This window comes from Caulobacter sp. FV2ye17ST, from assembly GCF_058680955.1.
Genome location: NZ_CM178727.1, coordinates 3,943,076 through 3,968,353, shown reverse-complemented (window position 1 = coordinate 3,968,353; position 25,278 = coordinate 3,943,076). Strand labels below are relative to the sequence as shown.

General features: G+C 68.7%; 27 protein-coding genes and 1 pseudogene. 14 read left to right on the top strand and 14 right to left on the bottom strand.

What is annotated here, in order from left to right:
• Positions 1-57 precede the first annotated feature (57 nt).
• Positions 58-675, top strand: coding sequence for a superoxide dismutase (locus ACW17V_RS19105; protein WP_492106612.1), 618 nt, complete (start codon positions 58-60; stop codon positions 673-675).
• Positions 676-729: 54 nt separating this feature from the next.
• Here the strand turns inward: ACW17V_RS19105 and ACW17V_RS19100 are convergent, their stop codons facing one another.
• Together ACW17V_RS19100 and ACW17V_RS19095 are read right to left on the bottom strand one after the other, a co-directional pair.
• Complete coding sequence (locus ACW17V_RS19100) at positions 730-1,530, bottom strand: metallophosphoesterase family protein (RefSeq protein WP_492106611.1); 801 nt, start codon at positions 1,528-1,530, stop codon at positions 730-732.
• Positions 1,527-2,381, bottom strand: a complete 855-nt coding sequence (locus ACW17V_RS19095; protein ID WP_492106610.1) for a diacylglycerol/lipid kinase family protein — start codon at positions 2,379-2,381, stop codon at positions 1,527-1,529. The genes ACW17V_RS19100 and ACW17V_RS19095 overlap by 4 nt, the downstream gene beginning before the upstream one ends.
• A gap of 126 nt (positions 2,382-2,507) precedes the next feature.
• On the opposite strand from ACW17V_RS19095, the gene ACW17V_RS19090 reads away from it, so the two are divergent.
• The 4 genes from ACW17V_RS19090 (at position 2,508) to ACW17V_RS19075 (ending at position 4,200) form a co-directional block, all read left to right on the top strand.
• Positions 2,508-2,849: a YMGG-like glycine zipper-containing protein gene (locus ACW17V_RS19090; protein WP_492106609.1), complete on the top strand. Its 342-nt coding sequence runs from the start codon at positions 2,508-2,510 to the stop codon at positions 2,847-2,849.
• Positions 2,850-2,933: 84 nt separating this feature from the next.
• Positions 2,934-3,386 (top strand): OmpA family protein, encoded by a 453-nt coding sequence (locus tag ACW17V_RS19085; protein ID WP_492106608.1) that lies wholly within the window; start codon positions 2,934-2,936, stop codon positions 3,384-3,386.
• A 354-nt stretch (positions 3,387-3,740) separates the two neighbouring features.
• The gene (locus tag ACW17V_RS19080; protein ID WP_492106607.1) at positions 3,741-3,929 is read left to right on the top strand and encodes a hypothetical protein; all 189 of its coding nucleotides are present in this window, start codon (positions 3,741-3,743) and stop codon (positions 3,927-3,929) included.
• A 19-nt stretch (positions 3,930-3,948) separates the two neighbouring features.
• Positions 3,949-4,200 (top strand): hypothetical protein, encoded by a 252-nt coding sequence (locus ACW17V_RS19075; protein ID WP_492106606.1) that lies wholly within the window; start codon positions 3,949-3,951, stop codon positions 4,198-4,200.
• Between the two features lie 78 nt (positions 4,201-4,278).
• On the opposite strand, the gene phyR is transcribed toward ACW17V_RS19075, so the two are convergent.
• Positions 4,279-5,079 carry an anti-anti sigma factor/receiver protein PhyR gene (phyR, locus tag ACW17V_RS19070; protein ID WP_492106605.1) on the bottom strand — a complete coding sequence of 267 codons (801 nt, stop codon included), beginning with the start codon at positions 5,077-5,079 and terminating at the stop codon, positions 4,279-4,281.
• 227 nt (positions 5,080-5,306) lie between these two features.
• Between phyR and nepR the strand changes: the two genes are divergently transcribed.
• The 5 genes from nepR to ACW17V_RS19045 all read left to right on the top strand — a co-directional run bounded on the left by nepR (position 5,307) and on the right by ACW17V_RS19045 (position 9,305).
• The gene (nepR, locus tag ACW17V_RS19065; RefSeq protein WP_492106604.1) at positions 5,307-5,492 is read left to right on the top strand and encodes an anti-sigma T factor NepR; all 186 of its coding nucleotides are present in this window, start codon (positions 5,307-5,309) and stop codon (positions 5,490-5,492) included.
• A 2-nt stretch (positions 5,493-5,494) separates the two neighbouring features.
• Entirely contained in the window at positions 5,495-6,106 is a 612-nt protein-coding gene (locus tag ACW17V_RS19060; protein ID WP_492106603.1) for a sigma-70 family RNA polymerase sigma factor, read from the top strand.
• Positions 6,103-7,803 carry a sensor histidine kinase PhyK gene (gene phyK, locus ACW17V_RS19055; RefSeq protein WP_492106602.1) on the top strand — a complete coding sequence of 567 codons (1,701 nt, stop codon included), beginning with the start codon at positions 6,103-6,105 and terminating at the stop codon, positions 7,801-7,803. The genes ACW17V_RS19060 and phyK overlap by 4 nt, the downstream gene beginning before the upstream one ends.
• Before the next feature lie 68 nt (positions 7,804-7,871).
• A complete protein-coding gene (locus ACW17V_RS19050) occupies positions 7,872-8,009 on the top strand; it encodes an entericidin A/B family lipoprotein (RefSeq protein WP_492106601.1) in 138 nt (45 codons plus the stop codon).
• A gap of 219 nt (positions 8,010-8,228) precedes the next feature.
• Positions 8,229-9,305, top strand: coding sequence for a hypothetical protein (locus tag ACW17V_RS19045; protein ID WP_492106600.1), 1,077 nt, complete (start codon positions 8,229-8,231; stop codon positions 9,303-9,305).
• Here ACW17V_RS19045 and ACW17V_RS19040 read toward each other — a convergent pair.
• From ACW17V_RS19040 to chpT, 3 genes are all read right to left on the bottom strand, one after another.
• The gene (locus ACW17V_RS19040) at positions 9,302-10,135 is read right to left on the bottom strand and encodes a CheR family methyltransferase (RefSeq protein ID WP_492106599.1); all 834 of its coding nucleotides are present in this window, start codon (positions 10,133-10,135) and stop codon (positions 9,302-9,304) included. The genes ACW17V_RS19045 and ACW17V_RS19040 overlap by 4 nt on opposite strands.
• Entirely contained in the window at positions 10,132-10,509 is a 378-nt protein-coding gene (locus ACW17V_RS19035; protein ID WP_492106598.1) for a response regulator, read from the bottom strand. Before ACW17V_RS19035 ends, ACW17V_RS19040 begins: the two co-directional genes overlap by 4 nt.
• An 80-nt stretch (positions 10,510-10,589) precedes the next feature.
• Positions 10,590-11,261, bottom strand: a complete 672-nt coding sequence (gene chpT / locus ACW17V_RS19030; protein ID WP_492106597.1) for a histidine phosphotransferase ChpT — start codon at positions 11,259-11,261, stop codon at positions 10,590-10,592.
• Positions 11,262-11,327: 66 nt separating this feature from the next.
• Between chpT and ACW17V_RS19025 the strand changes: the two genes are divergently transcribed.
• Together ACW17V_RS19025 and cysQ are read left to right on the top strand one after the other, a co-directional pair.
• Positions 11,328-11,513, top strand: coding sequence for a DUF3553 domain-containing protein (locus ACW17V_RS19025; RefSeq protein ID WP_492106596.1), 186 nt, complete (start codon positions 11,328-11,330; stop codon positions 11,511-11,513).
• 14 nt (positions 11,514-11,527) lie between these two features.
• Positions 11,528-12,325, top strand: coding sequence for a 3'(2'),5'-bisphosphate nucleotidase CysQ (gene cysQ / locus ACW17V_RS19020; protein ID WP_492106595.1), 798 nt, complete (start codon positions 11,528-11,530; stop codon positions 12,323-12,325).
• Here cysQ and ACW17V_RS19015 read toward each other — a convergent pair.
• From ACW17V_RS19015 to dapB, 5 genes are all read right to left on the bottom strand, one after another.
• Positions 12,322-13,188, bottom strand: a complete 867-nt coding sequence (locus tag ACW17V_RS19015; protein ID WP_492106594.1) for an EamA family transporter — start codon at positions 13,186-13,188, stop codon at positions 12,322-12,324. The genes cysQ and ACW17V_RS19015 overlap by 4 nt on opposite strands.
• Before the next feature lie 168 nt (positions 13,189-13,356).
• A complete protein-coding gene (locus ACW17V_RS19010; RefSeq protein ID WP_492106593.1) occupies positions 13,357-13,713 on the bottom strand; it encodes a YdbL family probable chaperone protein in 357 nt (118 codons plus the stop codon).
• Between the two features lie 14 nt (positions 13,714-13,727).
• Positions 13,728-13,907 (bottom strand): YnbE family lipoprotein, encoded by a 180-nt coding sequence (locus ACW17V_RS19005; RefSeq protein ID WP_419319176.1) that lies wholly within the window; start codon positions 13,905-13,907, stop codon positions 13,728-13,730.
• A gap of 35 nt (positions 13,908-13,942) precedes the next feature.
• A complete protein-coding gene (locus ACW17V_RS19000) occupies positions 13,943-17,203 on the bottom strand; it encodes an intermembrane phospholipid transport protein YdbH family protein (protein ID WP_492106592.1) in 3,261 nt (1,086 codons plus the stop codon).
• A 57-nt stretch (positions 17,204-17,260) separates the two neighbouring features.
• Positions 17,261-18,034: a 4-hydroxy-tetrahydrodipicolinate reductase gene (dapB, locus tag ACW17V_RS18995; protein WP_492106591.1), complete on the bottom strand. Its 774-nt coding sequence runs from the start codon at positions 18,032-18,034 to the stop codon at positions 17,261-17,263.
• A gap of 224 nt (positions 18,035-18,258) precedes the next feature.
• Between dapB and ACW17V_RS18990 the strand changes: the two genes are divergently transcribed.
• Positions 18,259-20,538, top strand: a complete 2,280-nt coding sequence (locus ACW17V_RS18990) for an NADP-dependent malic enzyme (RefSeq protein ID WP_492106590.1) — start codon at positions 18,259-18,261, stop codon at positions 20,536-20,538.
• A 59-nt stretch (positions 20,539-20,597) separates the two neighbouring features.
• Here ACW17V_RS18990 and ACW17V_RS18985 read toward each other — a convergent pair whose 3' ends face one another.
• The 3 genes and pseudogenes from ACW17V_RS18985 to ACW17V_RS18975 form a co-directional block, all read right to left on the bottom strand.
• Positions 20,598-20,888: a hypothetical protein gene (locus ACW17V_RS18985; protein ID WP_492106589.1), complete on the bottom strand. Its 291-nt coding sequence runs from the start codon at positions 20,886-20,888 to the stop codon at positions 20,598-20,600.
• Between the two features lie 681 nt (positions 20,889-21,569).
• Positions 21,570-22,523: an IS110 family RNA-guided transposase gene (locus ACW17V_RS18980; protein WP_492106588.1), complete on the bottom strand. Its 954-nt coding sequence runs from the start codon at positions 22,521-22,523 to the stop codon at positions 21,570-21,572.
• A 736-nt stretch (positions 22,524-23,259) separates the two neighbouring features.
• Positions 23,260-23,342, bottom strand: a pseudogene (locus ACW17V_RS18975) (hypothetical protein); the annotation flags it as partial.
• 433 nt (positions 23,343-23,775) lie between these two features.
• Between ACW17V_RS18975 and ACW17V_RS18970 the strand changes: the two are divergent.
• Complete coding sequence (locus tag ACW17V_RS18970) at positions 23,776-25,272, top strand: sensor histidine kinase (RefSeq protein WP_492106587.1); 1,497 nt, start codon at positions 23,776-23,778, stop codon at positions 25,270-25,272.
• Positions 25,273-25,278: the final 6 nt, after the last annotated feature.

Sequence of the window (25,278 nt, the reverse complement as noted above, 5' to 3'; positions counted from 1 at the left end):
GTTGTCCTTTGCGTTCCCGTCCTCCCCCTCCAGGGAACGCCTTCCCATGGAGTCAGCATGTATATCCTGCCCGAGCTTCCCTACGCCTATGAGGCGCTGGAGCCGACCGTTTCGGCCAACACCCTGCATTTCCACCATGACAAGCACCACGCCGCCTATGTCACGGCCCTCAACGGCCTGTTGAACGGCGACGACAAGGGCTCGCTGGAAGAGGTCATCAAGACCGCCGCCCCGGGCAAGGTCTTCAACAACGCCGCCCAGGCCTGGAACCACGCCTTCTTCTGGGACGCCATGAGCCCGGAAAAGACCGCGCCCGGCGCCGACCTGGCCGCCGCGATCAACGAAGCCTTTGGCGACCTGGCGTCGCTGAAGACCGCCTTCGTCACCGAGGGCGTCGGCCACTTCGCCTCGGGCTGGGTCTGGCTGGTCGCCGAGGGCGGCAAGCTGAAGGTGATCTCGACCCACGACGCGGCCACCACCGTCACCCACGACGGCGTGACGCCGCTGCTGGTCTGCGACGTCTGGGAACACGCCTACTATCTGGATCACCAGAACAACCGGAAGGGCTTCCTGGAAGCCTGGTTCGACACCCTGGCCAACTGGAGCCTGGCCGACACCCAGTTCGCCGCCGCCAAGGGCGCGGGCGAGGCCTGGCGCTATCCGGCTCCGCAATAGCCGATCGGGTTACGACGTTCAGACGGCGCGGCGAAAGCCGCGCCGTTTTGCGTTTCAGGCTACGGGGCGTCGGTCGAAGGCCCAGGTGCGCCACACGACGAATTCGACCCGCTCGAAGGCCATGGCCGTCACGCGGATCTCGGTGGGGTCGATCTCGATGATGTTGAAACTGGGCGGAACGCCGCGCTCGCGCACCGACAGGGTGCCCGACACAACCGCCCGCGTCTGGCCGTCGCCGAACGCGTAGGGCGCCACGAAGGGCGTGTGGATATGGCCTGACAGGACAAGATCGGCGCCCGCCGTCGACAGGCTGCTGGCGGCGCGCGTTCCGCCATGCACCTCGCTGGTCATCGGCTCGCCGGTCAGCTCCATCAGGGGGTGGTGGCAGACCACGATCCTGGCGTCGCCCGGCGCGGCGGCGGCCAGCTGGCCTTCCAGGCGGCGGATCTGGCGGCTCGAGATCGCGCCCTTCGACCAGTTCCAGCGCAGCTGCGCCCGGCGGGCGGTATTGACGCCAAACACCGACACGCCCGGCGCCCGCCAGACGCCGCCGTCGGCCGGACCAAACCGCGCCTCATAGCGCCGCCACGGGGCGATGAACCGCTCCAGCAGCTCCCCGGGGCCCACATAGGGGGTGTCGTGATTGCCCGGCGTGGTGAACAGGGGCGTCGGCGCGCGGTCCATCCAGGCCCTGGCCGCGTCGAACTCGGACACAACGCCATCGCGGGTCAGGTCGCCGGCCGCCACCAAGAGGTCGGGCTTTTCCAGATGAAACCGGGCCAGCGCCGCCTCGGTCGCCGCCTGGTTCTCGCCGCCGAAATGGATGTCCGAGACCTGGATGATCTTGAAAGTCATGACTGCTCGGGCAGGGCGAAGGCGCGGAAGGCCTTGGGGCGAAAGCGGATCTGGACCTCGGGTTCAAGGCGCATGGGCTCGCCGTCGAGAATGGCCGGAATCCGCCCCGCGGCCCATACCCGGCCCACCCGGCAGCGGCCCATGCTGACCGAGGGATCGTCGCGCCAGGTCCCGCTCAGCGCGCTGACGCCGAGACGGAAAATCTCGATGGCGTTGGACGGGTCCAGCGCCGCCGCCTCGAGCGCCCGCTCGTCCTCGTCCAGCACGGTGGAGACCAAGGGGCACATCAGGGTCAGGGCCTCGGTCTTCTGCTTGGGGCGGCCATCCAACGTAAAGCGCAGCCGGCCGGAAAAGGCCTGTCGAAACGCGCGTTGCGTGCGCAGGGCGGTCAGGCGGATCTTTCCCGCCCGGGCCGCTTCACGCGCGTCGGCCCACAGGGCCGGGCTGCCCAGGATGGCGGCGACGAAGAACAGGCGTCCGGCCACTTCACCGCCCGACACCATGCGCGGCGCGCCTTGCGTCAGGCAGGCTTCCATGGCCTCGGGCCAGGACCGCTCGCCATAGAAGGCGCGCGGCAGCATGTTCATGGTGCCGCCCGGCAGGGGCGCGATGGGCGGGCCGTCGGGGCCCGACATCTCGGCGGCGGCCCGCGCCGTGCCGTCGCCGGCGATGATGAACACCGCGTCCGGGTCGGAATCGATGACGCTTCGCAGGCAGGCCGTCAGGTCGGCGCCTGGCGTGTGCACGGTACCCGCGACGCCGTGTTCGGCCAGGATCCGTTCGGCGATGGCCGGCGCATCGGCGCCGACCGATCCGGAAGCGATATTGGCGATGATCTCTACGCGCCGCACTGGCTACCCCACTTGATTGACACACGCCCTAACGGCCAAGCTTTTCTGGGGTTCCGCCCCCGGCGGCGGAACCTTGGATAGCGCCGGCCGTTAGCCAGACCGGGACAGCTCGATGGGAGAGCCACAATGAACAAGACGATGATCGCCCTGCTGGGTGTCGGTTTGCTGGCCACGGCCTGCACCTCGACCGGCAATGTTGAACGTAACGCGGCTGGCGGCGCGGCCTTGGGCGCTCTGGCGGGCGCCGTGATCGGCAACAATGTCGGCAGCGGCAGCGCCAGCACGGGGGCCGCGATCGGCGCGGCCATCGGCGGCACCGCCGGCGCCGTCAAGGGCTGCCGCGAAGATGGCGGCTGCGGCGCGAACGAGGTCAACCGCCGCCAGTATTACGACGAACGCGCGGGTCGCTATTACTACTACGACTCCCGCAGCGGTCGTTACTTCTGGGAAGACGGTCGTCCCCGCTAGGGCGCGATCACGCCGATGAAAACCCAAGGGGCGGCCGACGGATGTCGGTCGCCCCTTTGCATGTTCAGGAAAAGGGGAGGCGTTATGACCCTCAAGATCACCGTGGCGGCGCTCGGCGCCGGACTGATGCTCGCGGGCTGCGCGTCCGCGCCGTGGAGGCCGACCCGCGCCTCGATCGAGGCGCTGCCGCCGGCCTGCGCGAATTTCCAGGTCTCGATCTATTTCGAGCGCGACGAGGCCAGGGTCACGCGCGAGGCGCGGTCGGTGCTGAAAAGCGCCGGGGCGATGACGCGTGGCTGCAGGGTCGACAAGGCCCGCGTCATGGGTCTGGCCGATGCGGTCGGCGCAGCGGACGTCAATATGGATCTGTCGCGGCGACGCGCGGAGTCTGTGACCCGCGCCCTGAGCCGGGCGGGCTTTTCCCAGGTGGAGTTCGATGTCGCCGCCGCCGGGGACGCCGGCGCCACGACCAGAGCGGGCGCTTCGGCTCCGTTGCGTCGCCGGGCTGATATTGTCTTCGAGATCAGCAAGCCCTGAGCCTGCGGCGGATCGTCAGACAAGGCCCGCCTTCGGTCTGACCCGGGGCGGGCTTTTTGCCGAAACCGTTCGCACGACAGAAGGGCGGGCCGCGTGGCGGTCCGCCTGGACGTCATATCTGGAAGGGGGGGTGCGGAGGCAGCAGGCTGGCTTGCGCCAACCTCAAGTCGGGGGGGCGTCGCCGCCTCCGCAAAGAGAAAACGCGATCCTCGAACCCCGGTTCCGACCCGGCGCGATTATTTTTCGCCAGGGCGCTGAAGGCCCCGCCTGACCCACCGGAGGGAACGCCGGGAGGCCGCGGACGTTGTTTCCGTGACGGCCAAGCGGGCCGTCTTCGAACAATGAGGGCGCGTCATGATCCGGAGCTATCAGGCCGAACATGGCGGAACGGTTTTCTACGCGGCGCCGACCCGGCGCCAGAGAACAGCCCGGACGCGGCTGATGGCGTTGTTGGTGATCGCGGTGGTGGCCGCGTCGGCTGGGCTTGTCCAGACCTTCAATGCCCACTCGATGCCCGTCGAGATGCTCGCGACCGCCCAGTGACACTCTGAAGGAGAGCGACATGCCCGCCGACATTCCTCAACCCGCCACCCGCCTGAACGCCACGCGCGCGCGTCAGGGCCGGTGGGGACAGCACGTCTTCTGGATCATGATCGTTTCGACGGTTCTGGCCGCCATCGCGCTGTTCGGCGCCTGGGGCTTCCGCTCGGGCGATCTGACCGGCGTCGAGCACAATAACGGCGCCAAGACCCCGGCCGAGGCCGGCCGCTACGACACTCAGCAGAGCCCGGCCCGCCAGACGCCCGCCGGCTGATCTGCTTTCCAACCAAACCGACACCCATACGGAAACGGCCGCCCTCTCGGGCGGCCGTTGACGTTTCGGGCGGCTGGATCAGGCGGCCTTGCGGGTGCGCCTGGGATGGAAGAACAGCGCCTGGCCGATCGCCGCCTTCACCGTTTCCGGCTGGAAGGGCTTGGTGATCAGGAAGGTCGGTTCCGGACGCTCGCCGGTCAGCAGGCGTTCGGGGAAGGCGGTGATGAAGATCACCGGCACGTCGAGGCGGGCCAGGATGTCCTTGACCGCATCGATGCCCGACGAGCCGTCGGCCAGCTGGATATCGGCCAGGACGAGACCCGGCGTCTTGCGGGCCACCGCCTCGATGGCCTCGCCGCGGGTGGCGGCGATGTCGGTGACCTCGTGGCCCAGCTCGCGGACCAGGGCCTCGATATCGGCGGCGATGACCGGTTCGTCCTCGATGATGAGCACGGTGGTGGCCAGTTCGGCGTCGATTTCGGTCTGGGCCTCGGAGATCAGGCGTTCGACGTCGCCGAACTCGCAATCGAGGATCTGGGCGGCCTCGGTCGGCGTGAAGCCTTCCAGGGCGGTGAGCAGGAAAGCCTGACGCGAGCGCGGAGCGATGCGCATCAGGCGTTGCGTGGCGTCGTCGGCGGCTGAACCGCTGTCTTCAGGGCGCGCTTCAAGCTGAGCGCCGGAGGAAAGCCAGATCGCATGGAAGACGCGATAAAGCGCGACGCGGGGCGACAGGTCGGCGTCCAGGGAGCGCTCGCCGGCGGCAAGCGCCTCGAGTGCGACCCGGACATAGTGGTCGCCGGTGTTCTGATCGCCAGTGAGGGCGCGGGCGTAGCGACGGATGTAAGGCAGATGCGGCGCCAGCCGAGCAAGAAGACTCATGACCCCTCCCGATGCGGTGTCTTCGTTAAAAACGCGATCCAATGGCCAAGCTGCGCCATTCGATCAGGGTGTTTAACGCCGCCTTTTGAAGCCGGTTCCGCCGATTGCAGAATTTTGCCATTCTATGCTCAAGATTTTGGAACCCGATACGGAAAACCGCGTTGTCGTCTGGCAGGAACACATTCGGCCAAAGGGGGCGGGCGCTGCGTTATATCGGCGTCGAGGACATGATCGAACACGTACCCATGGAAGATCACCGTAAAGGCGCCGCGGCGCTCGACGAAGCCCGTCTGCGCCAGCAGGCCATTGGCGTAAAACTGCGCCAGATGTTCGACGAGGTCGTCAACGAGGCGGTGCCCGACGAATTCCTTGAAATCCTGCGCAAGGCTGAAAAGCCGGCGGGCGAGGAATGAGCATGACGGACACCGAGACTCAGGTCGGCCGTTCGCCGTTTGACCCGCCGCGCGACAATGCGTTCAAGCGCGAGCTTGTCACGCTGATCCCGCATCTTCGCGCCTTCGCTCGCACCCTGACGGGCGATCCGACCGCGGCCGACGATCTGGCGCAGGACGCCATGATGAAGGCGTGGGACGCGCGCGCCAGCTTCCAGCTGGGCACCAACATGAAGGCCTGGACCTTCATGATCCTGCGCAATCAGTTCTATTCGGAAAAGCGCCGGTCCTGGCGCCAGAGCCAGCTGGACCAGGAAGCGGCCGAGCGCACGCTGGTCGCCGTGGACGACCCTGAGGCCCCTGTCGCGCTCGACGAGCTGCGCATGAGCCTGGGCATGTTGCCGGCTGAACAGCGTGAAGCCCTGATCCTCGTCGGAGCCGGTGGCTTCGCCTACGAAGAAGCCGCCGTGATCTGCGGCTGCGCTGTGGGCACCGTCAAAAGCCGCGTCAGCCGCGCCCGACGCGCGCTGCAGGCGATCCTGGAAGCCGGCGCCTACGACCGCGACGGCCGGTCGGCGGGCGATGCGATGGGTTCGATCCTGGCCGACGCGGAGCGCCTGAGCTCCCAGCGGTGAGACCTTTCAAAAGCCGGGGCGCGGAGGCTGTCACGTCAATCCGCGTCCGCCTGGCTGCGGCGCTGTTCGTCGCCCTGCTGCCGGTGCTGTTGCTGGGCGGCCTGCAGTCGATCTTTGCGTTCCGCGCCGAGGCCGATCTGCGCCGCCAGAGCCTGGAACTGGCGGCCGGGCGGAGCGCGGCCATCGCCCGCGCGCGGATCGAGGCGGCCGGCGTTCTTCTCCAGACGCTCGGTCCGGGCTCGGTGGGCCTGGAATGCGCCCAGCGTCTGGCCGATGTGCGGGCCCGCCTGCCGGGCTACGCCAATCTGGTCCGGTTCGACTCCCGCGGCCGCGTGGTCTGCGCCGCCGCGACCACTCCGCCTGACCCCACACGCGCCGGACGGCTGTGGTTCCGCGAGCTGGCGGCGGGGTCCGACCTGGTGGTGGCCAGCGCGCCGGGCGCGGTCTATGCGACCGAACCTGCGGTCCTGGCCGCCGTCCGGGCCAACGGGGCCGGCGACAAGTTCGACGGCGCCATGGTCGCGGTGCTGACCCTGCGCAGCCTGCGTCTGGAAACCGCCAACCGCTTCATGCCCGAAGGCGCCGAGATCGCCCTGGCCGACTCGCACGGCGCGGTCTTCGCCTCCACCGAATCGGGCGCCTTCGACACCCCGCCCCCGGGCTGGCGCTCCGTGGCCCAGGCGCGCGGGGCCGTGCTGTGGTCGGGCAAGGATCGCCAGAACCGCAGCCGGGTCTATTCCGCCGCCCCGCTGACCGAGAGCGGCGTCTTTGTTCTGCTGTCGGCGCCGTCGCCTGGCCTGCTGTCCTGGGCCTGGATCAACCCGATCTCGCGCCTGATCCTGCCGTTGCTGGCCTTTGGCCTGGCCCTGGGCGCGGTGCTGTACGCCGCCGAGCGGGCGGTGATCCGCTGGATCATCTATCTGCAGCGCGTGGCGGCGATCTATGCCCGCGGCCGCTTCACCGTCCGACCCCTGCAGGCCGAGCGCGCCCCGCCCGAGATCCGCGAGCTGGCCGCCACCCTCGACGACATGGCCGGCGCGATCGTGGCTCGCGACGCGTCGCTGATGGACAGCCTGGCCGAGAAGGACGCGCTGATGCGCGAGATCCATCACCGGGTGAAGAACAATCTGCAGATCATCACCTCGCTGCTCAACATGCAGCAGCGGGCCCTGACCGATCCGGCGGCCAAGGCGGCGATGAACGACACCCGCCAGCGCATCACCGCCCTGGCCCAGATCTATCGCGCCCTCTATCAGGGCCCCGACCTCAAGCGCGTCGACCTGCGGCCCTTTCTGGAAGAGCTGATCGCCCAGCTTCTGGCCGGCGAGATCTCGAGCTCCGGCGCGGTGCGCACCGAGGTTCACGCCGACCCCCTGGTCATCGATCCCGACCGCCTCGCCCCCATCGCCCTGTTCGCGGTCGAGGCCATCACCAACGCCCAGAAACATGCGTTCGCCGACCGTGGCGGAGTGCTGTCGGTGAACTTCGCCGTGCGCGGCGAAGAGGCCGAACTGTCGATCGGCGACGACGGCCCGGGGGCCAACCAGGGTCCGGGCGACGGCGTCGGCCGCACCCTGATGAACGCCTTCGCCCGCCAGCTTCGCGGCAAGGTGAGCTTTGAGACCAGCCCCCACGGCGGCCTGCTGGTGCGGCTGATTTTCCCGACTCCGCAAGCGCCACCCTTGGCCGGAACCTAGCTTCGCCGGAGGCGTTGTCTGAAGCGAACAGGTTCCATGCCCATCGGGCCCAAACACCGGAGAACACCATGCGCAAGTTGATCATCCTGGCCGCCATCGCCGCCAGCCTTTCCGTCGCCGCCTGCAACACCGTCGAAGGCGCCGGCAAGGACGTCTCCTCGGCCGGCAAGGCCGTCACCGAGACCGCCCAGGACGCCAAGAACTAGTCAGACCTCACGGTCTGTAGCGAGCCCGCCGGTCCCACCGACCGGCGGGCTTTTGCTTGTCCGGGTTTCGGCCCGGCAACCGGCGGCGCGGTTGTGCGTCACCGACGCAACATGTCGCAAAGACTGCAAACCTGCGGGGCCGGTTTCAATACAGTCTGAGATCGCGACGCAAAATCACGCCCCGACAGTGCGAGCCTCCGTCGATGAGGTTCGTTCCCCGTGTCGCACCCGCCCAAGGCCGCCGTCTTCGTCCATAGCGGCTGGCGCTGCTCCAGCACCTATGTCTGGAGCCGCTTTCGCGCGCTGCCGGGCGTCCGCGCCTATTATGAGCCCTGGCACGAACAGCTGGCCGGGCTGACCGCCGACACCCTGCCTCTGGCCACGCCCGACAACAGCGGCCTGCGCCATCCGGGCGGATCGCGGCCCTATCTGGCGGAGTTCGCGCCGGTGCTCGACCCGGCCGGCGGCGTGGCCGGCTACGAGGACCGCTTCGCCCTGGATCGCTATTTCCTCGACGCCGAAGAGGAGGATCCCCGGCAGCAGGCCTATGTCGAGGGCCTGATCGCCTCGGCGCGGGCGGCGGGCGAGGCGCCGGTGCTGGCCTGTTGCCGGACGCTGGGCCGCATCGACTGGCTGAAACGCCGCTTCGGCGGCTTCCACATCGTGCTGATCCGCGACCCGGTGCAGCAGTGGATGTCGTTCTATTCCCTGCGCCGGCGGCCGCGCCCGACCTATTTCGAGATGTGCCAGTACGTGATCCTGTCGGAAGCGCCCGGCCGGGAAGGCGTCGCCGAGGCCCTGCTGGGTCGGTGCTTTCCGGCGCGCGGAACCCTCGCCGAGCGCATCGCCGCCGTGCGCCGGCGCCTCAAGCGGGCCTCGGCGGAGGTGTCCTTCACCGCCTTCATGGCCGTCTATCTGCTGTCCTATCTCAGCGCCCTTCCGCGCGCCGACCTGATCGTGGATGTCGACCGCCTAGGGCGCGATCCCGACTATGCCCGGCAGGTCGAGGCCGTGATCCGCGCCGAAACCGGCCTGGCGCCGGATTTTTCCGACTGCCGCACCCCGCTGCGCCACGACCTGACAGCCGTGCCCTATCGCAAGGTGGCGCGCACGGTGATCGACGCCCTGGGCGTCCGCGAGGCGATCTACGGGTCGGGCTCGTCCCTGCTGCTGTATGGCAAGCTGGCAACGGCCTTCGCGGCCCTGTCGCCCGACGCCCCCGGACTGGGCGCGCGGATGATGGAAGGTCTGAAGCGCTGGCGCCCGGTCGCGCCGCGACGCAAGGCTCAGGCCTAGGCCGCGGCTTCTTCCTGGGCGACCGCGCTGCGGACGAAGACGCCGGGCTGGTCGCTGGCCGAAAACAGCGACGCGGCGGCGCCGGTCATCTGGTCGTCCGGGCTCAGCACCAGCACGCCGTCGTCGGCCAGGCGCGCGGCCAGGCTTTCGATGACCCGCCCGTGCAGCGAAGGCTCCATGCCCTCCAGCACATGACGCAGCAGGATCACGTCGAACCGGCCCATCGGCGACAGGTCGCTGAGCAGGTTGATCCGCTTCCAGCGCACCGACTGGCGGATGCGCGGCGAGATTTCCCAGGTGTCGTCCTGATTGGCGAAATGCTTGACCAGTTGCTGGATGGGCAGGCCGCGCTGGATCTCGAACTGGGTGTAGAGGCCGCTCTGGGCCTTTTCCAGACAGCGCTCCGACAGGTCGGAGCCGAAGAATTCGAATTTCGCGCCCGGCTCGACGTCGCGGCTGTCGCCCGAGGCCATGGCCAGGGAATAGACCTCCTGGCCGGTCGAGCAGGCGGCGCTCCAGATCCGGATCGGTTGGTCGCGGCGGGTCTTCGACAGGGCCGGCAGGACGGTGTCGCGAAGATGGGCGAACACCTCGCGGTCGCGGAAGAAGCTGGTCTCGTTGAAGGTCAGGGCCTCGACGACCGCCCAGATCAGGCGCTCTTCGCGCTTGGACCGCAGGGTGGCGATCAGGGCCTCGATCGAGTCGAAGCCCTCGCGCCGGGCCAGCGGCGAGAGCCGGCTCTCGACAACGTAGGTCTTGTCGACATCGACCGCGAGGCCGGCGCGGGCGCGGCCCAGGGCGGCCAGCAGTTCCATGTCTTCGGGGGTCAAAGCAGGCCCGCCTCGGCGAACTTCGCCGCGATGATCTCGCCGTCGAACGGCTTCATGATGTATTCGTTGGCGCCGGCCTCGAGGGCGGTGCGGATGTGCTCGACGTCGTTCTCGACGGTGCAGAACACCACGGTCGGCGCGTCGCCGCCCGGTTCGCTGCGCAGCTGGCGCAGGAACTCGATGCCGTTCATCACGGGCATGTTCCAGTCGAGCAGGACAGCATCGGGCATGGCGGCGCGACACCACGCGAGGGCCTCCATGCCATCGGCGGCCTCGGCGATCTCAAAGCCGATGTCCTCGAGGACCCGGCGGGCGACCTTGCGGATCACCCGGCTGTCGTCGACCACCAGACAGGTCTTCACGGCATGCTCCAATCCCAGGCGCCCATCGTCGGGCGTCTAGGTTAAGGAGCCGTGTGTCTTAACGATGAACCGGCGATTTTCCGGTGGGTGGTTTAGGCAGGGACCCAGCAGGCCAGGCTGATGCGATCCTCGCCCGCCTCGACGGCGACCTGGCCGCCGGCCGCGCGCACCAGGGCGTGCAGATAGGCCGCCTGCACCCAGGGGCCGCCCAGGCCTTCGGACAGGGCCTCGCCGCGCAAGCCGGCCAGCACCTCGGGCCGCAGGCGGGCGCGGGGGCCGACCGAATCGGCGGTGATCAGGAACCGGCCCTCGGCGGTGACGCCCTTCAGGGTGGCGACGCCGCCGGCGGGCAGGGCGCTGGCCGACAGCTGAGCGATGTTGAGCAGGGCCCGGGCCGCGGCCTTGTTGATCGGCTGCGAGTCGATGGCCCAGACCATCGTGGGTCGAACGTGATCGAACACGCCCTGGGCCAGCTTTTCCAGCTCGCGCGAGTCGAAGGCCTCGGCCGAGGCCGACGCGCCGAAGGCCACGCGGCAGAACTGCAGCAGGTCGGCCAGCTTGCGGGCCGACGAGGCGATCAGGCTCATGGCGTCTTCGCGCATGTCCTGGGCGGAGGGGTCTTCCAGCAGGTCCAGGCCCGAAACGATGGCGCTGGCCGGACTGATGAAGTCGTGACACAGGCGCGCCGCCAGCATCGCGGCGAAGTCGGGTCCGTTGACGTCAACGGGAAGGCTCGGGGCGGGCTGCGAGGGCGTGTCGGTCATGGGCGCGGACTCTGGCGTGATTTGAGGCTTTGGCAAACTGAAGGCGCGGCTTATCAGAGCTGCGTTATGGATCCGTTTCTCGAACCTGGCGTCCTGGTGCGCCATCCCGACCAGCCCGACTGGGGTCTGGGACAGGTGCAGTCGGTGATCGGCCATCGCGTGACCGTCAATTTCGAAGACGCCGGCAAGCAGATGATCGACGCCCAGCGCGTGACGCTCGTCTATGTCGGCGATGACCCCCGGGGGTCGTAGTGAGAGGATCCTGAATGAGCGTTTCCGACCTGCCTCTGGCTGCCCAGCCTCTCGCCGACTGGGGCCGCGCCCTGGCCGAGATCTGCGAGGAGGCCGCCACGGTCATCCTGCCGTTCTGGCGGACCGAGCTGGACGTGGTCCAGAAGGCCGATTCCAGCCCGGTGACCGAGGCGGACAAGGCCGGCGAGATCCTGATCCTGAAGCGTCTGGCCGAGGTCTTCCCCGGCGTGCCGACCGTCTCCGAGGAAGACGCCAGCGAGTTTGGCGCGCCCGAGGACATTGGTCCGCGCTTTTTCCTGGTCGATCCGGTCGACGGCACCAAGGCCTTCGTGCGCGGCGATCCCAATTTCACGGTCAATATCGGCCTGATCGAGAATGGCGTCCCCGTGGCGGGCGCCATTGTGGCCCCGGCCACCGGCGAGGCCTGGTTCACGACGTCCGACGGCGTGCTCAAGCGCCTGGCGCCCGGCGGCCCGGATGCGCCGGTGTCGGTCCGCGCCTGGCCCAAGGGCGAGGCCGTGGCCCTGGTCAGTCACACCCTGAAGGAAGAGCGCGCGGCCGAACTGGCGGCGCAGTACGGCTTTGACCTGCGCACGGCGATGGATAGCTCGATCAAGATGTGCCGCATCGCCGAGGGCTCGGCCGACATCTATCCGCGCCATGGCCCAACCATGGAGTGGGACACGGCGGCGGGCCACGCGATCCTGATCGCGGCCGGCGGCCGGTTCACCACGCCGGACGGCGGGGCGTTCGTCTATGGCAAGGCCGATCAGGGCTTCCGCAACGGCTGGTTCGTGGCGCGGGGCGGTTAGGGCGCGGGCTCGACTTCGGCCGGCGTCGTCAGGATCGTCCCGGCCGAGGCGGCGATGATGCAGCCGATGGCCAGCCACTGCAGCGGCGCCAGGCGCTCGCCCAGCATCAGCAGCCCGGCCAGGGCCCCGACTGCCGGCTCGGCGCTGAGCATCACCCCGAAGCTGCGTTTGGGAATGCCCTTCAGGGCCACCATCTCCAGCGAATAGGGGATGGCGCTGGACAGCACCGCCACCACCAGACCCAGCATCAGCACGCGGGGATGGAAGAGCTCGGCGCCGGCCGAGGCCAGGCCGATCGGGGCCACGATCAGGGCCGCCGTGCTCATGCCCAGGGCCACGGTGCGGCCGGCGTGCATGTGGCCGGTGCGCTTGCCCAGCACGATATACAGCGCCCACAGCACCGCCGCCGTCGCCGCGAAGCCCACGCCGACCGGGTCGAGGGCCCCAGCGCCGGGTTTCAGCGGCAGAAGCAGCAGCAGGCCCGCGGCCGCAAGGCCGATCCAGATGAAATGCACCAGCTTGCGCGAATGGATCAGGGCCAGGGCCAGCGGCCCGGTGAATTCGATGGCGATGGCCAGACCCAGGGGGATGGTGCGCAGGGCCATGTAGAAGCTGAGATTCATCAGCCCCATCACGGCGCCGTACAGGGCGACCGCCGTCAGGTCGGCGCGGCTCAGCGGATGTCGCCAGGGCCGCCAGACCGCCAGCAGCAACAGCGCCGAAAAGCCGACCCGATAGGCCGTCGTGCCCTGGGCGCCGACCAGCGGGAACAGCTGCTTGGCGAACGACGTGCCGACGCACAGCGTGATGATCGCGGCGAACAGAGCGGCGTAGGGCGTCAGGGATTTGAGCGGGGCGGCCATGAGGCCGTTCTTAGGGAACCGGACGCGGCGGTTCCAGTCAGGAGATCCTCCCCCGATGGGGGAGGCGGCCGGCAGGCCGGAGGGGGAAGGCCGCAATGAGTCCGCCGACTTCCCCCTCCGATCGCTTTGCGATCACCTCCCCCTTCAGGGGGAGGACTTGATCGTCGCCTACTTCTTCATCCAGCCGCCATCCAGCGGCTTCCAGTACTGGCCGGGCGCCAGGCGGCTGTAGAGCTGCTTGGCGGTGGCCTGGCCGGCCGCCTCCGGAGTCACGCCGGTCTTGGCGGCGATGTCCTTGTAGGCGGCGGCGCGGCCGGTGTTGATCTCGGCGACCGAGGCTCGCAGGGCGGCGTCGCCGCCGGCCACGATGCCGAGGAAGCCGTCGGCCTGCTCGCCCACGGTTCCGGCGGCCTTGGCGGCGTCGACGGCGGCCTTGGCGGCGGCGGATTGGGCCAGGGCGGCGCCCGTGCCAGCGGCGGCGAGCGACAGGCCCATGGCCAGAACCGTCAGTGTCTTGCGCATCATGTCGGTTCCTTTCCTTAGAAGAGGTTGGGGTTTTGCTGGATCAGCGTCTGGACTTCCTTGTCCAGCCGCACCCGGACGTCGGCGTCCAGCTTGGCGTAGATATTGATCGGATCGACCTTCACGCGGATCGTCGGGGTGCAGGCTCCCAGCGCTCCCATCGCGATCAGGCCCATCAGCAGGGCGCGCTTTCTCATGCGGGTGTCTCCAGTTCGGGGGAAAGGATGATCGGTCACGGCTGAACCGGGGCTGAACGCGGCGTTGTCGGATCTTCGCCCTTATAGGCGCGTCGCCAGGCTTCCAGAAGCTCGTCGAAGTTCAGCGAGGTGTCGAGGGTCAGGTCCACCGGGGTCTTGGCCGGCAGGGCGATGCGCTTGTTGAACGCCTTGCCGCGCAAAAGGTCCAGAAGCCCGACGCGGGCCTTCTCGGCGACCTTGGGGTCGTGCTCGCCCTTGATGTGGAACAGGATCGCCAGCCGCCCCTGGTCGGTGCTGTTGACGCCCGCCTCCAGGGCGGTGAACGACAGGTTCTCCATGGCCTGGTAGGCGAAGTCCTGGATGGCGTTGACGGGCGCGTCCGGAGACGGCGGCGGGGCGGGCGCGCCGGGGCTGTCGCTGTCCTGGCCCTGCACCCCGGCCTGAACGCCGGTGAGGGCGGCGCGCGAGATCGCCAGGCGGCCGGGCTGGGTGGCGGTGATCCTGCCGTCGAGGAAGCGGAAGCCCTTGGGTCCGAACTCGAACGGCAGGCGGCCGTCGACCACGGCGTCCAGCTGGAGCTTCTCGACCAGGGACGAGGCGGCGATCAGCTCGCCCAGGTCCAGGTGCTGCACGACGATCACGCCGCGGATCGGCTTTTCCGGATCCAGCGGCACGTCGGTGGGCTCGATCGAGATCCGGCCCTTGGCGGCCTCGAAGGCGGCCGACGAAATGTGCAGCGCCTCGGCGCCCAGGCTGAAGGCGGCGGCGAAGCCTTCCAGCGGCACCAGGCTGTCGATGCGGACGATCTTCAGGCTCTGGTCGGGGGCGCTGACCAGCGGGGTCAAGCTGGTGAAGTCGATGGCGCCGTCCAGGGTGGCCACGAAGCCGATCGGACTGGTGAAGTCGAGCTTGCTGGCGACCAGCCGGCCGTTGCTCTTCATGCCGTCGGCGTCCCAGACGAACAGGCCGGTGAAGCTGGCGGGTCCCGTGGCCTGGGTGGCCCAGGACGCCATCGGCGAGAGGTCGCCGGGCTGCAGGCCGTCCTTCACGAAGGCCAGTTTGCCGGCGTCGATCTCGGCCCGGCCGCGCGCCTGGGCCACGTCGTGGCGCAGGGTGATCCGGCCCAGCGGCTGGCCGACCGGCGTCGTCGCGTCGATGGCGCCGGTCCACAGGCCGTTCGACAGAGACAGACGTCCGGCGGCCTTGATCGGGTTGAAGCGGCGGGTCTCCGCGCCGTCGCGCAGCAGGCCCTTGTCCAGCCGCACCTCGGCGCGCATCGCCCCGTTTGCGCCCGACGCGGTCAGGGTCCCGCCGCCGTCCTCGACGGCGGCCTGGGCCTCGTCGAGCGACACGGTCAGGTCGCCGAACCGGGCCGAGGCGGTCCAGGCGCCGTCATTGAGCGTCAGCAGCGGGCCCGCGCCCGGGCAGAGGCTGACCTTGGGCGCGCTCAGCGGCGTCTCGCCGATCAGGACGCGCGTCGCCGTCAGGGGCTGGCAGCCGGCCAGGGCGAAGCTGAAGCGCGGGCCGACCATCCGGGCCACGCCCTCGATGCGGCCGGCCACGCCTTCCAGCGGGGCGTAGTCGACACCCTCGCCGGTGAGGACCAGGCGACTGTTCAGGGCGCCGCCCTCCATCCGCCAGTCGGGAGCGTCCAGGCGCAGGCTCGGCAGGCCGCCGCCGGACAGGTCGGCGACCAGGCCGCCGCGCATCTCGCCGGCCAGGGCGTCCAGCAGCGGACCGCGCGGCGCGGCGATGCTGGCGCGGACGTCATTGGCGGCGGTCAGGGTGATGGGGCGGGGCAGGGCCAGGATCGTGCGGCGCTCGCGCAGGGTCAGCTCGAAGGCTGGGGCCCGCAGGTCGAAGGTCCGCAGGGCCTGGGCGGCGGCGCGGGCGTCGGCGGGGTCGGACAGCACGCCGGCCAGCCGCTCGGCGTCGGGGCCCGAGACGCCGCTGTCGGCGCCGGCAGAGCCGTTCAGGACCAGGGTGGGATTGTCCAGCCGGCCGCCGACCCGTCCCCGGGCGTTGGCCGCGAGGCTGCTCAGGGCCAGGCCGCCGCTGGCCAGCCGGTTGGCGCCCAGCTGCACGGCCAGGGGTCCGCTGACGGCGACGCCGGCCGGGTCGGCCGACAGGATCAACTCTTCCAGGTCCAGCCGGGCGGAGGCGTCGCGCAGGGCCGCGCCGCCGGCCAGGGTCTGGTCGGCGTCGGCCTGGACATGGCCGCGCGCCTGGATGGCGATCTTCTGGCCCAGCCGCGAGGCGGCGACATGGCCCAGGTCGAGATCGAGGCTCACGTCGCGGGCGTCGAGATCGGGGGCGTGCAGGGTGTGGCCTCGCGCCTGGCCGACGATCCGTCCGTCGAAGCGGCCCTGGCTCAGGGTTCCGTCCAGCGCGCCGATCACGGCCAGGCTGGCCGCCGCGTCGGTGGCGCTGATCGCGCCGGTGCGGGCCGAGGCGGCCTTGAGCACGGCGCGGATCTCGGCGGGGCCGGTCGCCGACAGTTTCGCCAGGTCGGGATAGGCGATGTCGGCGTCGATCTGGCCCTGGGCGTCGTCCAGTTCCAGATCCGGCTGGACCAGGGCGTCGAGGTCGAAACTGGCGGTCAGCGTCAGGCGCTCGCCGCGCTTGCGGGCCGACAGCAGGGCGCCGCGCGCCTCGACCACCAGGTCGCCGGTGGCGTAGCGCATCCGCGCCAGCCGGCCGTCCAGCCGCAGCAGCTTGCCCTCGTCGAGACTGGCGTCGCCGGTGATCCGCGCCAGACCGCCGGGGGTGCGCAGGTCCAGCCGGGCGTTCTCGACCAGAATGGCCGGGCCGGTCGCCTTGGGGTCCTTGGGCGAGGCCAGGGCCTCGTCGATCAGCGGCTGCAGGGGGCCAAAGTTCAGGCCCCCCTTGTCGGTCAGGCTGGCCTTGATCCGGGGCCGCACCAGCCGCACGGCGCGGGTGTCGAGGGCGAAGGGGCCGCCAGACCCCGATCTTCGCGTCCAAGGGGCCTGCAGATCATAGGCCACCTCGATCCGGTCGGCGGCGAAGATCGGATCGCTTTTGGGCCCCAGCCGCACCGAGCCGGAAAAGCCGCTGGCGTCCAGGTCGTCGACCACCACCACCGCGTCGATGCCGCGCTCGCGCAGCCAGCTCTGGGCCAGCTCGCGGCTGATCTCGCGGCGTCCGCCATGCACCAGCAGGCCCACGGCGATGAAGGCCAGCATCGACAGCGACACGGCTTCCAGCCCGGCGTCGACCAGCCGGTCCCGGCGGATGGCGCGTTGGCGGGAAGCGGGATCGGGAGTCGGGTCGGCCATCAGGTCCTGGTCTGGATGCAAGCCCCCCGGCTCTGGTCCCTGTCTAAATCGCGACGCCTATCGGCGGAAGCCCAGAACGTCCTGCATGTCGTACAGGCCCGGCGGTTTGCCCACGGCCCAGACAGCGGCGGCCACGGCGCCGCGCGCGAACAGCCCCCGGTCGGTGGCGCTGTGCGACAGGGTCAGCAACTCTTCCTCGCCGGCGAAGATCACGCTGTGCTCGCCGATGATGCCGCCGCCGCGCACCACCGAAAAGCCGATCGAGCCCGTCTCGCGCGGGCCGGTGACGCCGTCGCGGGCCCGGACGGACACGGCGTCCAGATCCACGGCGCGGCCGTCGGCGGCGGCCTGGCCCAGCATCAGGGCGGTGCCCGAGGGGGCGTCGATCTTGCGCTTGTGGTGGGCCTCGAAGACCTCGATGTCCCACTCGCTGGCCGGCAGGGCGGCGGCGGCCTGTTTCACCAGACCCATCAGCATGTTGACGCCCAGCGAATAGTTGCCCGAACGGACGATGGCGATCCTGGTCGCCGCCGCGTCGATGCGGGCGATCTGTTCGGGGGAAAAGCCGGTCGAGCCGATGATCACCGCGGGGCCCCCGCGCGCCGCGCAGGCCTCCGCCAGCAGCACCGAAGCCTCCGGCAGGGTGAAGTCGATCACCGCGTCGGCGCCGGTCAGGGCGACGTCGCGATCAACCAGCCCCGCACCTTCCGCGCCCGGACGATCAAAGCGGCTGTGCAGAACGGCGGCGGCGTGACCGTCGAGGGTGCGGGCGACGGCCTGACCCATGCGGCCCAGGGCCCCGGCGACGGCGATTTTCACGGGCGTTGTCATGACCGCCTAGTCACCCATTCTTCGGCGTCCGGTCAATCGCCGATCGCGCCGCCGCCGCCCCTCCAGGTTGACGCAACGCCAATCCCAACAAGCGTTTGCGGGGCTTTTTATCCCGCGCCGCAGGTTGTGAGGGCGCGGCGCCCTCGTTACGGTGCCGCTCATAAGGGCGCTCCGCATTGTCCGGCTCGTCCCATCAACTGGCATGCAGGACGGAAACGCGGGTTATGAGCGACACCGAGAAGAAGACCTTCACCGACGAAGAAGCGCTGGCCTTCCATCGCTATCCGACCCCCGGCAAGATCGCGATCGTTCCCACCAAGCCGATGGCCACCCAGCGCGACCTGTCGCTGGCCTATTCGCCCGGCGTCGCCGTTCCCGTCCACGCCATCGCCGCCGATCCGGACATGGCCTATGAATATACCTCCAAGGGCAATCTGGTCGCCGTGATCTCCAACGGCACCGCCATTCTTGGTTTAGGTGATCTCGGCGCGCTGGCCTCGAAGCCGGTGATGGAAGGCAAGTCCGTCCTCTTCAAGCGCTTCGGCGACGTCGACAGCATCGACATCGAGATCAGCTCCAAGGACGCCGACGAGATCATCACGGTGGTCAAGAACATCGGCATCACCTTCGGCGGCATCAATCTGGAGGACATCAAGAGCCCCGAATGCTTCCGCATCGAGACCGAGCTGCAGGAGCTGCTCGACATTCCGGTGTTCCACGACGACCAGCACGGCACGGCGATCATCTGCGCCGCCGGCCTGATCAACGCCTGCCACATCACCGGCAAGAAGATCGAGGACGTGAAGGTCGTGCTCAACGGCCCCGGCGCGGCGGGCATCGCCTCGCTGGAGCTGATCAAGGCCATGGGCGTGCGCGCCGAGAACTGCATCGCCGTCGACAGCAAGGGCGTGCTCTATCGCGGCCGCACCGAGGGCATGAACCAGTGGAAGAGCGCCCACGCGGTCGACACCCCGCTGCGCACCCTGGCTGAAGCGGTCAAGGGCGCGGACGTGCTTCTTGGCCTCTCGGCGAAAGGCGCCTTCACCCCGGAAATGATCGCCAGCATGGCCCCCAATCCGGTGATCTTCGCCATGGCCAATCCCGATCCGGAGATCACGCCCGAAGAGGTCCACGCCGTCCGCAGCGACGCGATCATGGGCACCGGCCGCAGCGACTATCCCAACCAGGTCAACAACGTTCTGGGCTTCCCCTACATCTTCCGCGGCGCGCTGGACGTGCGGGCCCGCCGCGTGAACCATGAGATGAAGATCGCCTGCGCCAACGCCCTGGCCATGCTGGCCCGCGAGGACGTGCCCGACGAGGTCGCCGCCGCCTATCACGGCCGCCAGCTGAAGTTTGGCCCGCAATACATCATCCCCTCGGCCTTCGACCCGCGCCTGATCTGGTACGTGCCGCCCTTCGTCGCCCAGGCGGCGATGGACACCGGCGTGGCCAGGAAGCCGATCGAGGACATGGACGCCTATCGCGCGGGCCTGGCCCAGCGCCTCGACCCGACGGCGGGCTTCCTGCAGAAGATCGCCGGCGCCGTGCTGGCCAATCCCAAGCGCATCGTGTTCGCCGAGGGCGAGGATCCCTCGGTGATCCGCGCCGCCTACGCCTATCAGACCGGCGGCTACGGCAAGGCCATCCTGTGCGGCCGCGAAAACCTGGTGGCCGAGAACATGCGCGTCGTGGGGCTGGACCCCGACACCGCCGGCCTGGAAATCATCAACGCCCGTCTGTCGGATCGCAATCCCGACTATGTCGACGCCCTCTATATGCGCCTGCGCCGCAACGGCTATCTGAAGCGCGACGTCCAGCGCCTGATCAACCAGGACCGCAACAGCTTCGCCGCCTCGATGGTCACCCATGGCGAGGCCGACGGCATGGTCACCGGCGTCACCCGCAGCTTCGACCAGGCCCTGGAAGACGTGCTGCGCGTGATCGACCCGGCCCCCGGCGGCCGGATCATGGGCATGTCGGTCGTGCTGGCCAAGGGCCGCACCATCTTCGTGGCCGACACCAATGTCACCGAGCTGCCCGAGGCCGAGGAACTGGTCGAGATCGCCTGCGAGGCGGCCCGCGCCGTCACCCGCCTGGGCTTCAAGCCGCGCGTCGCCTTCATGAGCTATTCCACCTTCGGCAACCCGATGGGCCTGCGCTCGGAAAAGGTGCGCGAGGCGGTGGCCATGCTCGACGAGATGGACGTCGACTTCGAATATGAGGGCGAAATGCCGCCCGAACTGGCGCTCGACCCCGAAAAGCGCGCCAACTACCCGTTCATGCGCCTGACCGACAGCGCCAACATCCTGATCATGCCGGCCATCCACGCCGCCTCGATCTCGACCAAGCTGGTTCAGAGCCTGGGCGGGGCGACGGTGATCGGGCCGGTGCTGCTGGGCTTGAGCAAGTCGGTGCAGATCACGCCGCTGAGTGCGTCGGTGTCGCGGATTCTGAATATGGCGATGATGGCGGCTTATGATCAGCCGGTGGATATGGGTTAGAATTCAAGGGGCTCAAGGGTAGGATGTTCTATCCTTGAGCATTCTTGGATTATAAAATCCTATTTAGGCTGGATTCTCTCGCGCCGGTCCTCAAGCACTGAAGCCCGAGTTCTGAGATCGGCTACATCGCTGCGAATCTTCCCGACATCATCCGCAACTCGTTCCTGAGAGCGTGTTAAGCGCTGTTCGGTTTGGTTGAGGCGATCGCTTAGAGCAAATTGGGTGATTACGAACACCGCGATAGCGATGAAGGCTCCGACCAACCCAATGACGTCGGCCACGCGAAAAGCCGGGGGCTTCGCGAGGGCGTCAAAGCGCGCATTCAGTGCGGTCATCTCCTTAACCAGCATCCGAAGCTCTCCACCCGTTTGTAGATCGACGGGGGGCGTGGAGCTAGCGAAAGAGGCCGGAGGGCCGGAGGCGCTGACGGGCGGGTTGGTTGGTTTCTTAGACTTTGGCGGCGTCATGCACGAGCCGCCTGCGTCGGGCTTGTGTTGGTCGGGGAAAGTGGTTGGGCCTGCTTGGCAGCGACCCATTCCCATAGATTGTTGGGGGCGTACCCATAGTAGCCGCCCACTACCGTAACTACGGCGCTGAATCCCGGCGAGGCGCCACCTACCGCTACTGGCATGCCCAATTGCCCGCATATCTCTTGGGCAGTGCCCGTACCAGCTACGAGCCAAACCCCTTCTCGGATGGGCACGTAGTTTCCTGGAAATACGCGTTCGATCGCAGCCCCAAGGTTGGCAGCGCCTTCAATCGCGGTGGCGGTATAAACGATCATGGCTTTCTAGTGCGCTCTGCTGTGACGGACGTCAAACGGGCAAGGTCTTACAGGCCTATAGATAGGGTGAACTCGTGAACTTGTGGCAAAGCTTCGATGTGAGTTCCCAGTAAGCGTGCTTTCGGCCGTTCCTGACAGCCCATCGTTCGACGCGCGCGCATCTTCGCGTGGGCACTTAATTGATGCGCCACAATCAAACCACCCCCTAAAACCCTTGGTGGAACTGGAGCTCTGTCTGAGGGTCTCGTCAAGCAGCTGTGATGGCGGTCAAGTCTGAGCTCCAGGCTGATCTGGATTTGCGGATGGCGTTTAGGGTGACGATGAGCCTTCGCATGCAGGCGACGATGGCGACCTTGGGCGGCTTTCCGGCCGTGCGGAGGTGCTGGTAGGCGACCTTGAGAACAGGATTGCAGCGGATGGCGCTGAGGGTGGCCATGTAGAGGACGGACCGGACACCGGGTCGGCCGCCCCAAACGGAGCGGGTTCCGCGCATCTTGCCGGAGTCCCGGTTGAAGGGCGCGACGCCGACCAGGGCGGCGATCTGTCGGCTGTTGAGCTGGCCCAGCTCCGGCATCTCGGCGATGAGCGTTCGAGCCAGTACGGGGCCGACGCCGGGGACGGAGCGGAGCAGCTCATCGTCTGCGCGCCAGGCAGGGCTCTGGCGGATCAGGCGGTCGAGGTCATCGTCAGCGCCTTTGATCTCGCCATCGATGAAGGCCAGGTGGCGCTCCACGCCGGCGCGGACGGCTGGGCTGAGATGCATCTCCAGCCGGTTCTTCTCGACCTTGCGCATGGCCAGCAGCTGGCGTCGGCGCACGACCAAGTCTCTGAGCACGCTGGCGTCTTCGTCCCGCAATGGTCGCGGCTCGGGTTGGATGGCCAGGCCGAAGGCGGCCAGAACATCGGCGTCGATGCGGTCGGTCTTGGCCAGGCGGCCGCTGGCCCTGGCGAAGTCGCGGACTTGGCGGGGATTGACCACCGCCACGGCCAGCCCGGCGCCTGCGAGGGCGGCGACGGCGTCGCGCTCGTAGCCGCCGGTGGCCTCGACCACCACCAGCCTGGGCTTCCTGCGCGCCATCCAGGCGACGAGCTTGTCCAGGTCGCCCGAAGAAATATTGAGGCGATCGCCCGAGGGGGCGATCGCCGCGTCTATGTGATGCTTGGCGATATCGACGCCTGCGTAGATGGGTTGAGAAGTCATGGGCTCCTGCCTCGTGCATGCGGGGTCGGCCGAGAGGCCGCCTCAGTCAGCTGTTCGGAGTGTCACAACACGCATGACCGACGCCCAAGCTTGACACGGGATCTGGTCGCAGGGACGAACGACGGGCTACCGGCCACACGGCGATCAAACCTCACGATCCGACCGCTTGTCCATCATACGAGGACGACGCGGAGCGTCGCCGCGACGCGGCCGCCAGAGGCGGTCCTTGACGAGACCCTCAGACGGAGCAGGCTCGCCTCCAAGGTTTTAAGGCGCGGCTTCGCCGCTGGCGGGCTCTTTCCCTCTCCCCTTGCGGGAGAGGGTGGCCCGCGAAGCGGGTCGGGTGAGGGGTTGAAGAGCCGGACCGCCGCGACGGCGGACAGGCCGGGCTCCGCGCCGACAGGGCGATCGACCCCTCATCCGTCAGCCTTTGGCTGACACCTTCTCCCGCAAGGGGAGAAGGGCGAAAAAGCCATCCATCAGTCTTCGATCCGGGCGCCAGGTTTGGCCATCACGGGGATCAGGATCGCGCCATCCTCTGACGGGCGCGGGGATAGAGGCCCCAAGTCCTCCCCCTGAAGGGGGAGGCGGCCGGAGGCCGGTGGGGGAACACCGCATTGATTCAGCAGCACTTCCCCCTCCGATCGCTACGCGATCGCCTCCCCCGCTAGGGGGAGGACTTGTATGGGCGTCCAGACAATCGACGCAGCCCCCGTAAAACCTCCCGTATTCTGTACCCACCTCGCCGCACGGGAAGGGCGCGCGGCCAGCGACCATTGCGGCGGCGGGGGGTGATCGAGCGGGCAGCTCAATCGATGGCGGGTGAAAACCGCCAACCTCGTGGTCTCTGGCGGCGGTCGGCCCTGGAACACAGAAACGACGTGACCACGAGGGTCGAGCGAGCAACAGGCGGGCTGAAAGGCTTGCGGTCCGGACGGGAGTCGCTCTCCGGTCCGCCCGTCGGAGGCGTCGAGGGTGAGGCGAGAACACCGCCGAGCCGGAAGCGCTTTCGGAAAACGGTTACGCGGAGCGGACGGCTTCGTCGAAACGGTTAGTTCTATTTCATCTCCGGACGTGGTCCGGACGCTCCGCGACCCTTCCCACCGCCCTCGCAGCGACAGCGCGAGGTCGTCTGGCCATGTCCGGCCCCGGATGATCCTCGCGAACGCGGATTTGATCTCCTTAGGTGTTTCTTCATCATGACTCGCGCGTCCCTCGCCGCTAGCCTGTCGGGGAACGCAGGAGAGGCAGCATGGCCGCGCGATCGCCGGCCCCGGTCGGCGCCGAGTCGAGTTCGGGTCAGGACGCGGCCCTGCTGTTGGTTTCGCCCAGCGTCGCGGTGGCGCTCAAGCACGCGCCGATGGGCATCGCCATCTTCGACCGCCAGATGCGCTATCTGGCCGCCTCGCATCAGTTCCTGACCGACCAGGACCTGCCGGCCGACATGCCGCTGATCGGAAGGGCCCATTACGAGGTCTTCCCCGAGATTCCCCAGAAATGGCGCGACCTGCACGCCCGGGTGCTGAACGAGGGGGTCGAGCTGCGCGAGGACGAGGGCGACCGCTATGTCGACCGCAACGGCAAGGTGCACTGGATCCGCTGGTCGATGGCCCCGTGGCGCACCGATGACGGCGCCGTCGGCGGGCTGGTGCTGTACACCGAGGTGGTCACCTCCACCGTCGAGGCGCGGATGAAGCTGGAGGCCGCCGAGGCCCGATATCGCGCCGTGTTCGACCAGGCGGCCATGGGGGTGGCGCGGGTCATGGCCGACGGCGCCTTCCTGGAGATGAACGACCGCTTCTGCGCCATCGTGCAGCGCGACCGCCAGACCCTGCTGGCCGGCCGGTTCCGCGACCTGGCCCCGGAAAAGGACCGTTCGGCGGCGGTCGACCAGGCCCGGGCGCTGCTGGCCGGCGAGATCGACAGCTTCGTCGCCGAGCGCCAGATCGTTTCGGGGGCCGACGGCAACCTGATCTGGATCCACCTGACGGTGTCGCGCGTGCAGCGGGGCGACGAGCCGCCCTATCTGGTGGTGATCATTTCCGACATCTCGGCCCGCAAGCGGGTCGAGGCCGAACAGCATTCGCACCAGGACAAGCTGCGGCTGCTGATCAACGAGCTGAACCACCGGGTCAAGAACACCCTGGCCACCGTCCAGTCGATGGCCGCCCAGACCCTGCGCAACGAGCCCGATCCGCTGGTGGCCTTCGAGAAGTTCGAGTCGCGGTTGCTGGGCCTGTCCCAGGCCCATGACGTGCTGACCCGGGAAAGCTGGAACGGGGCCGATCTGCGCGAGGTGGCCGAGCGGGCCCTGGCGCCGTTCGAGGCCGCCGCCCGGACCACGATCGCGGGGCCGCCGGTCTGGCTGGCCCCCGGCGGGGCCCTGACCATGGCGCTGATCTTCCACGAGCTGGCGACCAACGCCCTGAAATACGGGGCGCTCTCGACCCCCGCCGGCCGGGTGGCCCTGGCCTGGGCCTATGACGCGGAGACGCGCGGCCTGTCCCTGACCTGGACCGAATCCGGCGGACCGCCCGTGGTGGCCCCCACCCGCCGGGGCTTCGGCTCACGGCTGATCGAGCGCAGCCTGCGCGGCGAGCTGAAGGGCGAGGCGAGGATGGAATTCCAGCCCGGCGGCCTGGTCTGTTCGATGCAGGCCCGGCTGTCCGAGCCCGTCGAGCCCCTTGCGCCCGGTCAAACGGCGGCGGGCTCGCCGGCCCTTGCGCCGCATCGGCAAGACCCCAGTTAGAACGCT

What these genes read in the sequence shown, in the direction of transcription:
- ACW17V_RS19105 (WP_492106612.1), top strand. Translation starts at nt 58, where the DNA reads ATGTATATCCTGCCCGAGCTTCCCTACGCCTATGAGGCGCTGGAGCCG.
- ACW17V_RS19100 (WP_492106611.1), bottom strand. Translation starts at nt 1,530, where the DNA reads ATGACTTTCAAGATCATCCAGGTCTCGGACATCCATTTCGGCGGCGAG.
- ACW17V_RS19090 (WP_492106609.1), top strand. Translation starts at nt 2,508, where the DNA reads ATGAACAAGACGATGATCGCCCTGCTGGGTGTCGGTTTGCTGGCCACG.
- ACW17V_RS19085 (WP_492106608.1), top strand. Translation starts at nt 2,934, where the DNA reads ATGACCCTCAAGATCACCGTGGCGGCGCTCGGCGCCGGACTGATGCTC.
- ACW17V_RS19080 (WP_492106607.1), top strand. Translation starts at nt 3,741, where the DNA reads ATGATCCGGAGCTATCAGGCCGAACATGGCGGAACGGTTTTCTACGCG.
- ACW17V_RS19075 (WP_492106606.1), top strand. Translation starts at nt 3,949, where the DNA reads ATGCCCGCCGACATTCCTCAACCCGCCACCCGCCTGAACGCCACGCGC.
- phyR (WP_492106605.1), bottom strand. Translation starts at nt 5,079, where the DNA reads ATGAGTCTTCTTGCTCGGCTGGCGCCGCATCTGCCTTACATCCGTCGC.
- nepR (WP_492106604.1), top strand. Translation starts at nt 5,307, where the DNA reads ATGATCGAACACGTACCCATGGAAGATCACCGTAAAGGCGCCGCGGCG.
- ACW17V_RS19060 (WP_492106603.1), top strand. Translation starts at nt 5,495, where the DNA reads ATGACGGACACCGAGACTCAGGTCGGCCGTTCGCCGTTTGACCCGCCG.
- ACW17V_RS19050 (WP_492106601.1), top strand. Translation starts at nt 7,872, where the DNA reads ATGCGCAAGTTGATCATCCTGGCCGCCATCGCCGCCAGCCTTTCCGTC.
- chpT (WP_492106597.1), bottom strand. Translation starts at nt 11,261, where the DNA reads ATGACCGACACGCCCTCGCAGCCCGCCCCGAGCCTTCCCGTTGACGTC.
- ACW17V_RS19025 (WP_492106596.1), top strand. Translation starts at nt 11,328, where the DNA reads ATGGATCCGTTTCTCGAACCTGGCGTCCTGGTGCGCCATCCCGACCAG.
- cysQ (WP_492106595.1), top strand. Translation starts at nt 11,528, where the DNA reads ATGAGCGTTTCCGACCTGCCTCTGGCTGCCCAGCCTCTCGCCGACTGG.
- ACW17V_RS19015 (WP_492106594.1), bottom strand. Translation starts at nt 13,188, where the DNA reads ATGGCCGCCCCGCTCAAATCCCTGACGCCCTACGCCGCTCTGTTCGCC.
- ACW17V_RS19010 (WP_492106593.1), bottom strand. Translation starts at nt 13,713, where the DNA reads ATGATGCGCAAGACACTGACGGTTCTGGCCATGGGCCTGTCGCTCGCC.
- ACW17V_RS19005 (WP_419319176.1), bottom strand. Translation starts at nt 13,907, where the DNA reads ATGAGAAAGCGCGCCCTGCTGATGGGCCTGATCGCGATGGGAGCGCTG.
- ACW17V_RS19000 (WP_492106592.1), bottom strand. Translation starts at nt 17,203, where the DNA reads ATGGCCGACCCGACTCCCGATCCCGCTTCCCGCCAACGCGCCATCCGC.
- dapB (WP_492106591.1), bottom strand. Translation starts at nt 18,034, where the DNA reads ATGACAACGCCCGTGAAAATCGCCGTCGCCGGGGCCCTGGGCCGCATG.
- ACW17V_RS18990 (WP_492106590.1), top strand. Translation starts at nt 18,259, where the DNA reads ATGAGCGACACCGAGAAGAAGACCTTCACCGACGAAGAAGCGCTGGCC.
- ACW17V_RS18985 (WP_492106589.1), bottom strand. Translation starts at nt 20,888, where the DNA reads ATGCTGGTTAAGGAGATGACCGCACTGAATGCGCGCTTTGACGCCCTC.
- ACW17V_RS18980 (WP_492106588.1), bottom strand. Translation starts at nt 22,523, where the DNA reads ATGACTTCTCAACCCATCTACGCAGGCGTCGATATCGCCAAGCATCAC.
- ACW17V_RS18970 (WP_492106587.1), top strand. Translation starts at nt 23,776, where the DNA reads ATGGCCGCGCGATCGCCGGCCCCGGTCGGCGCCGAGTCGAGTTCGGGT.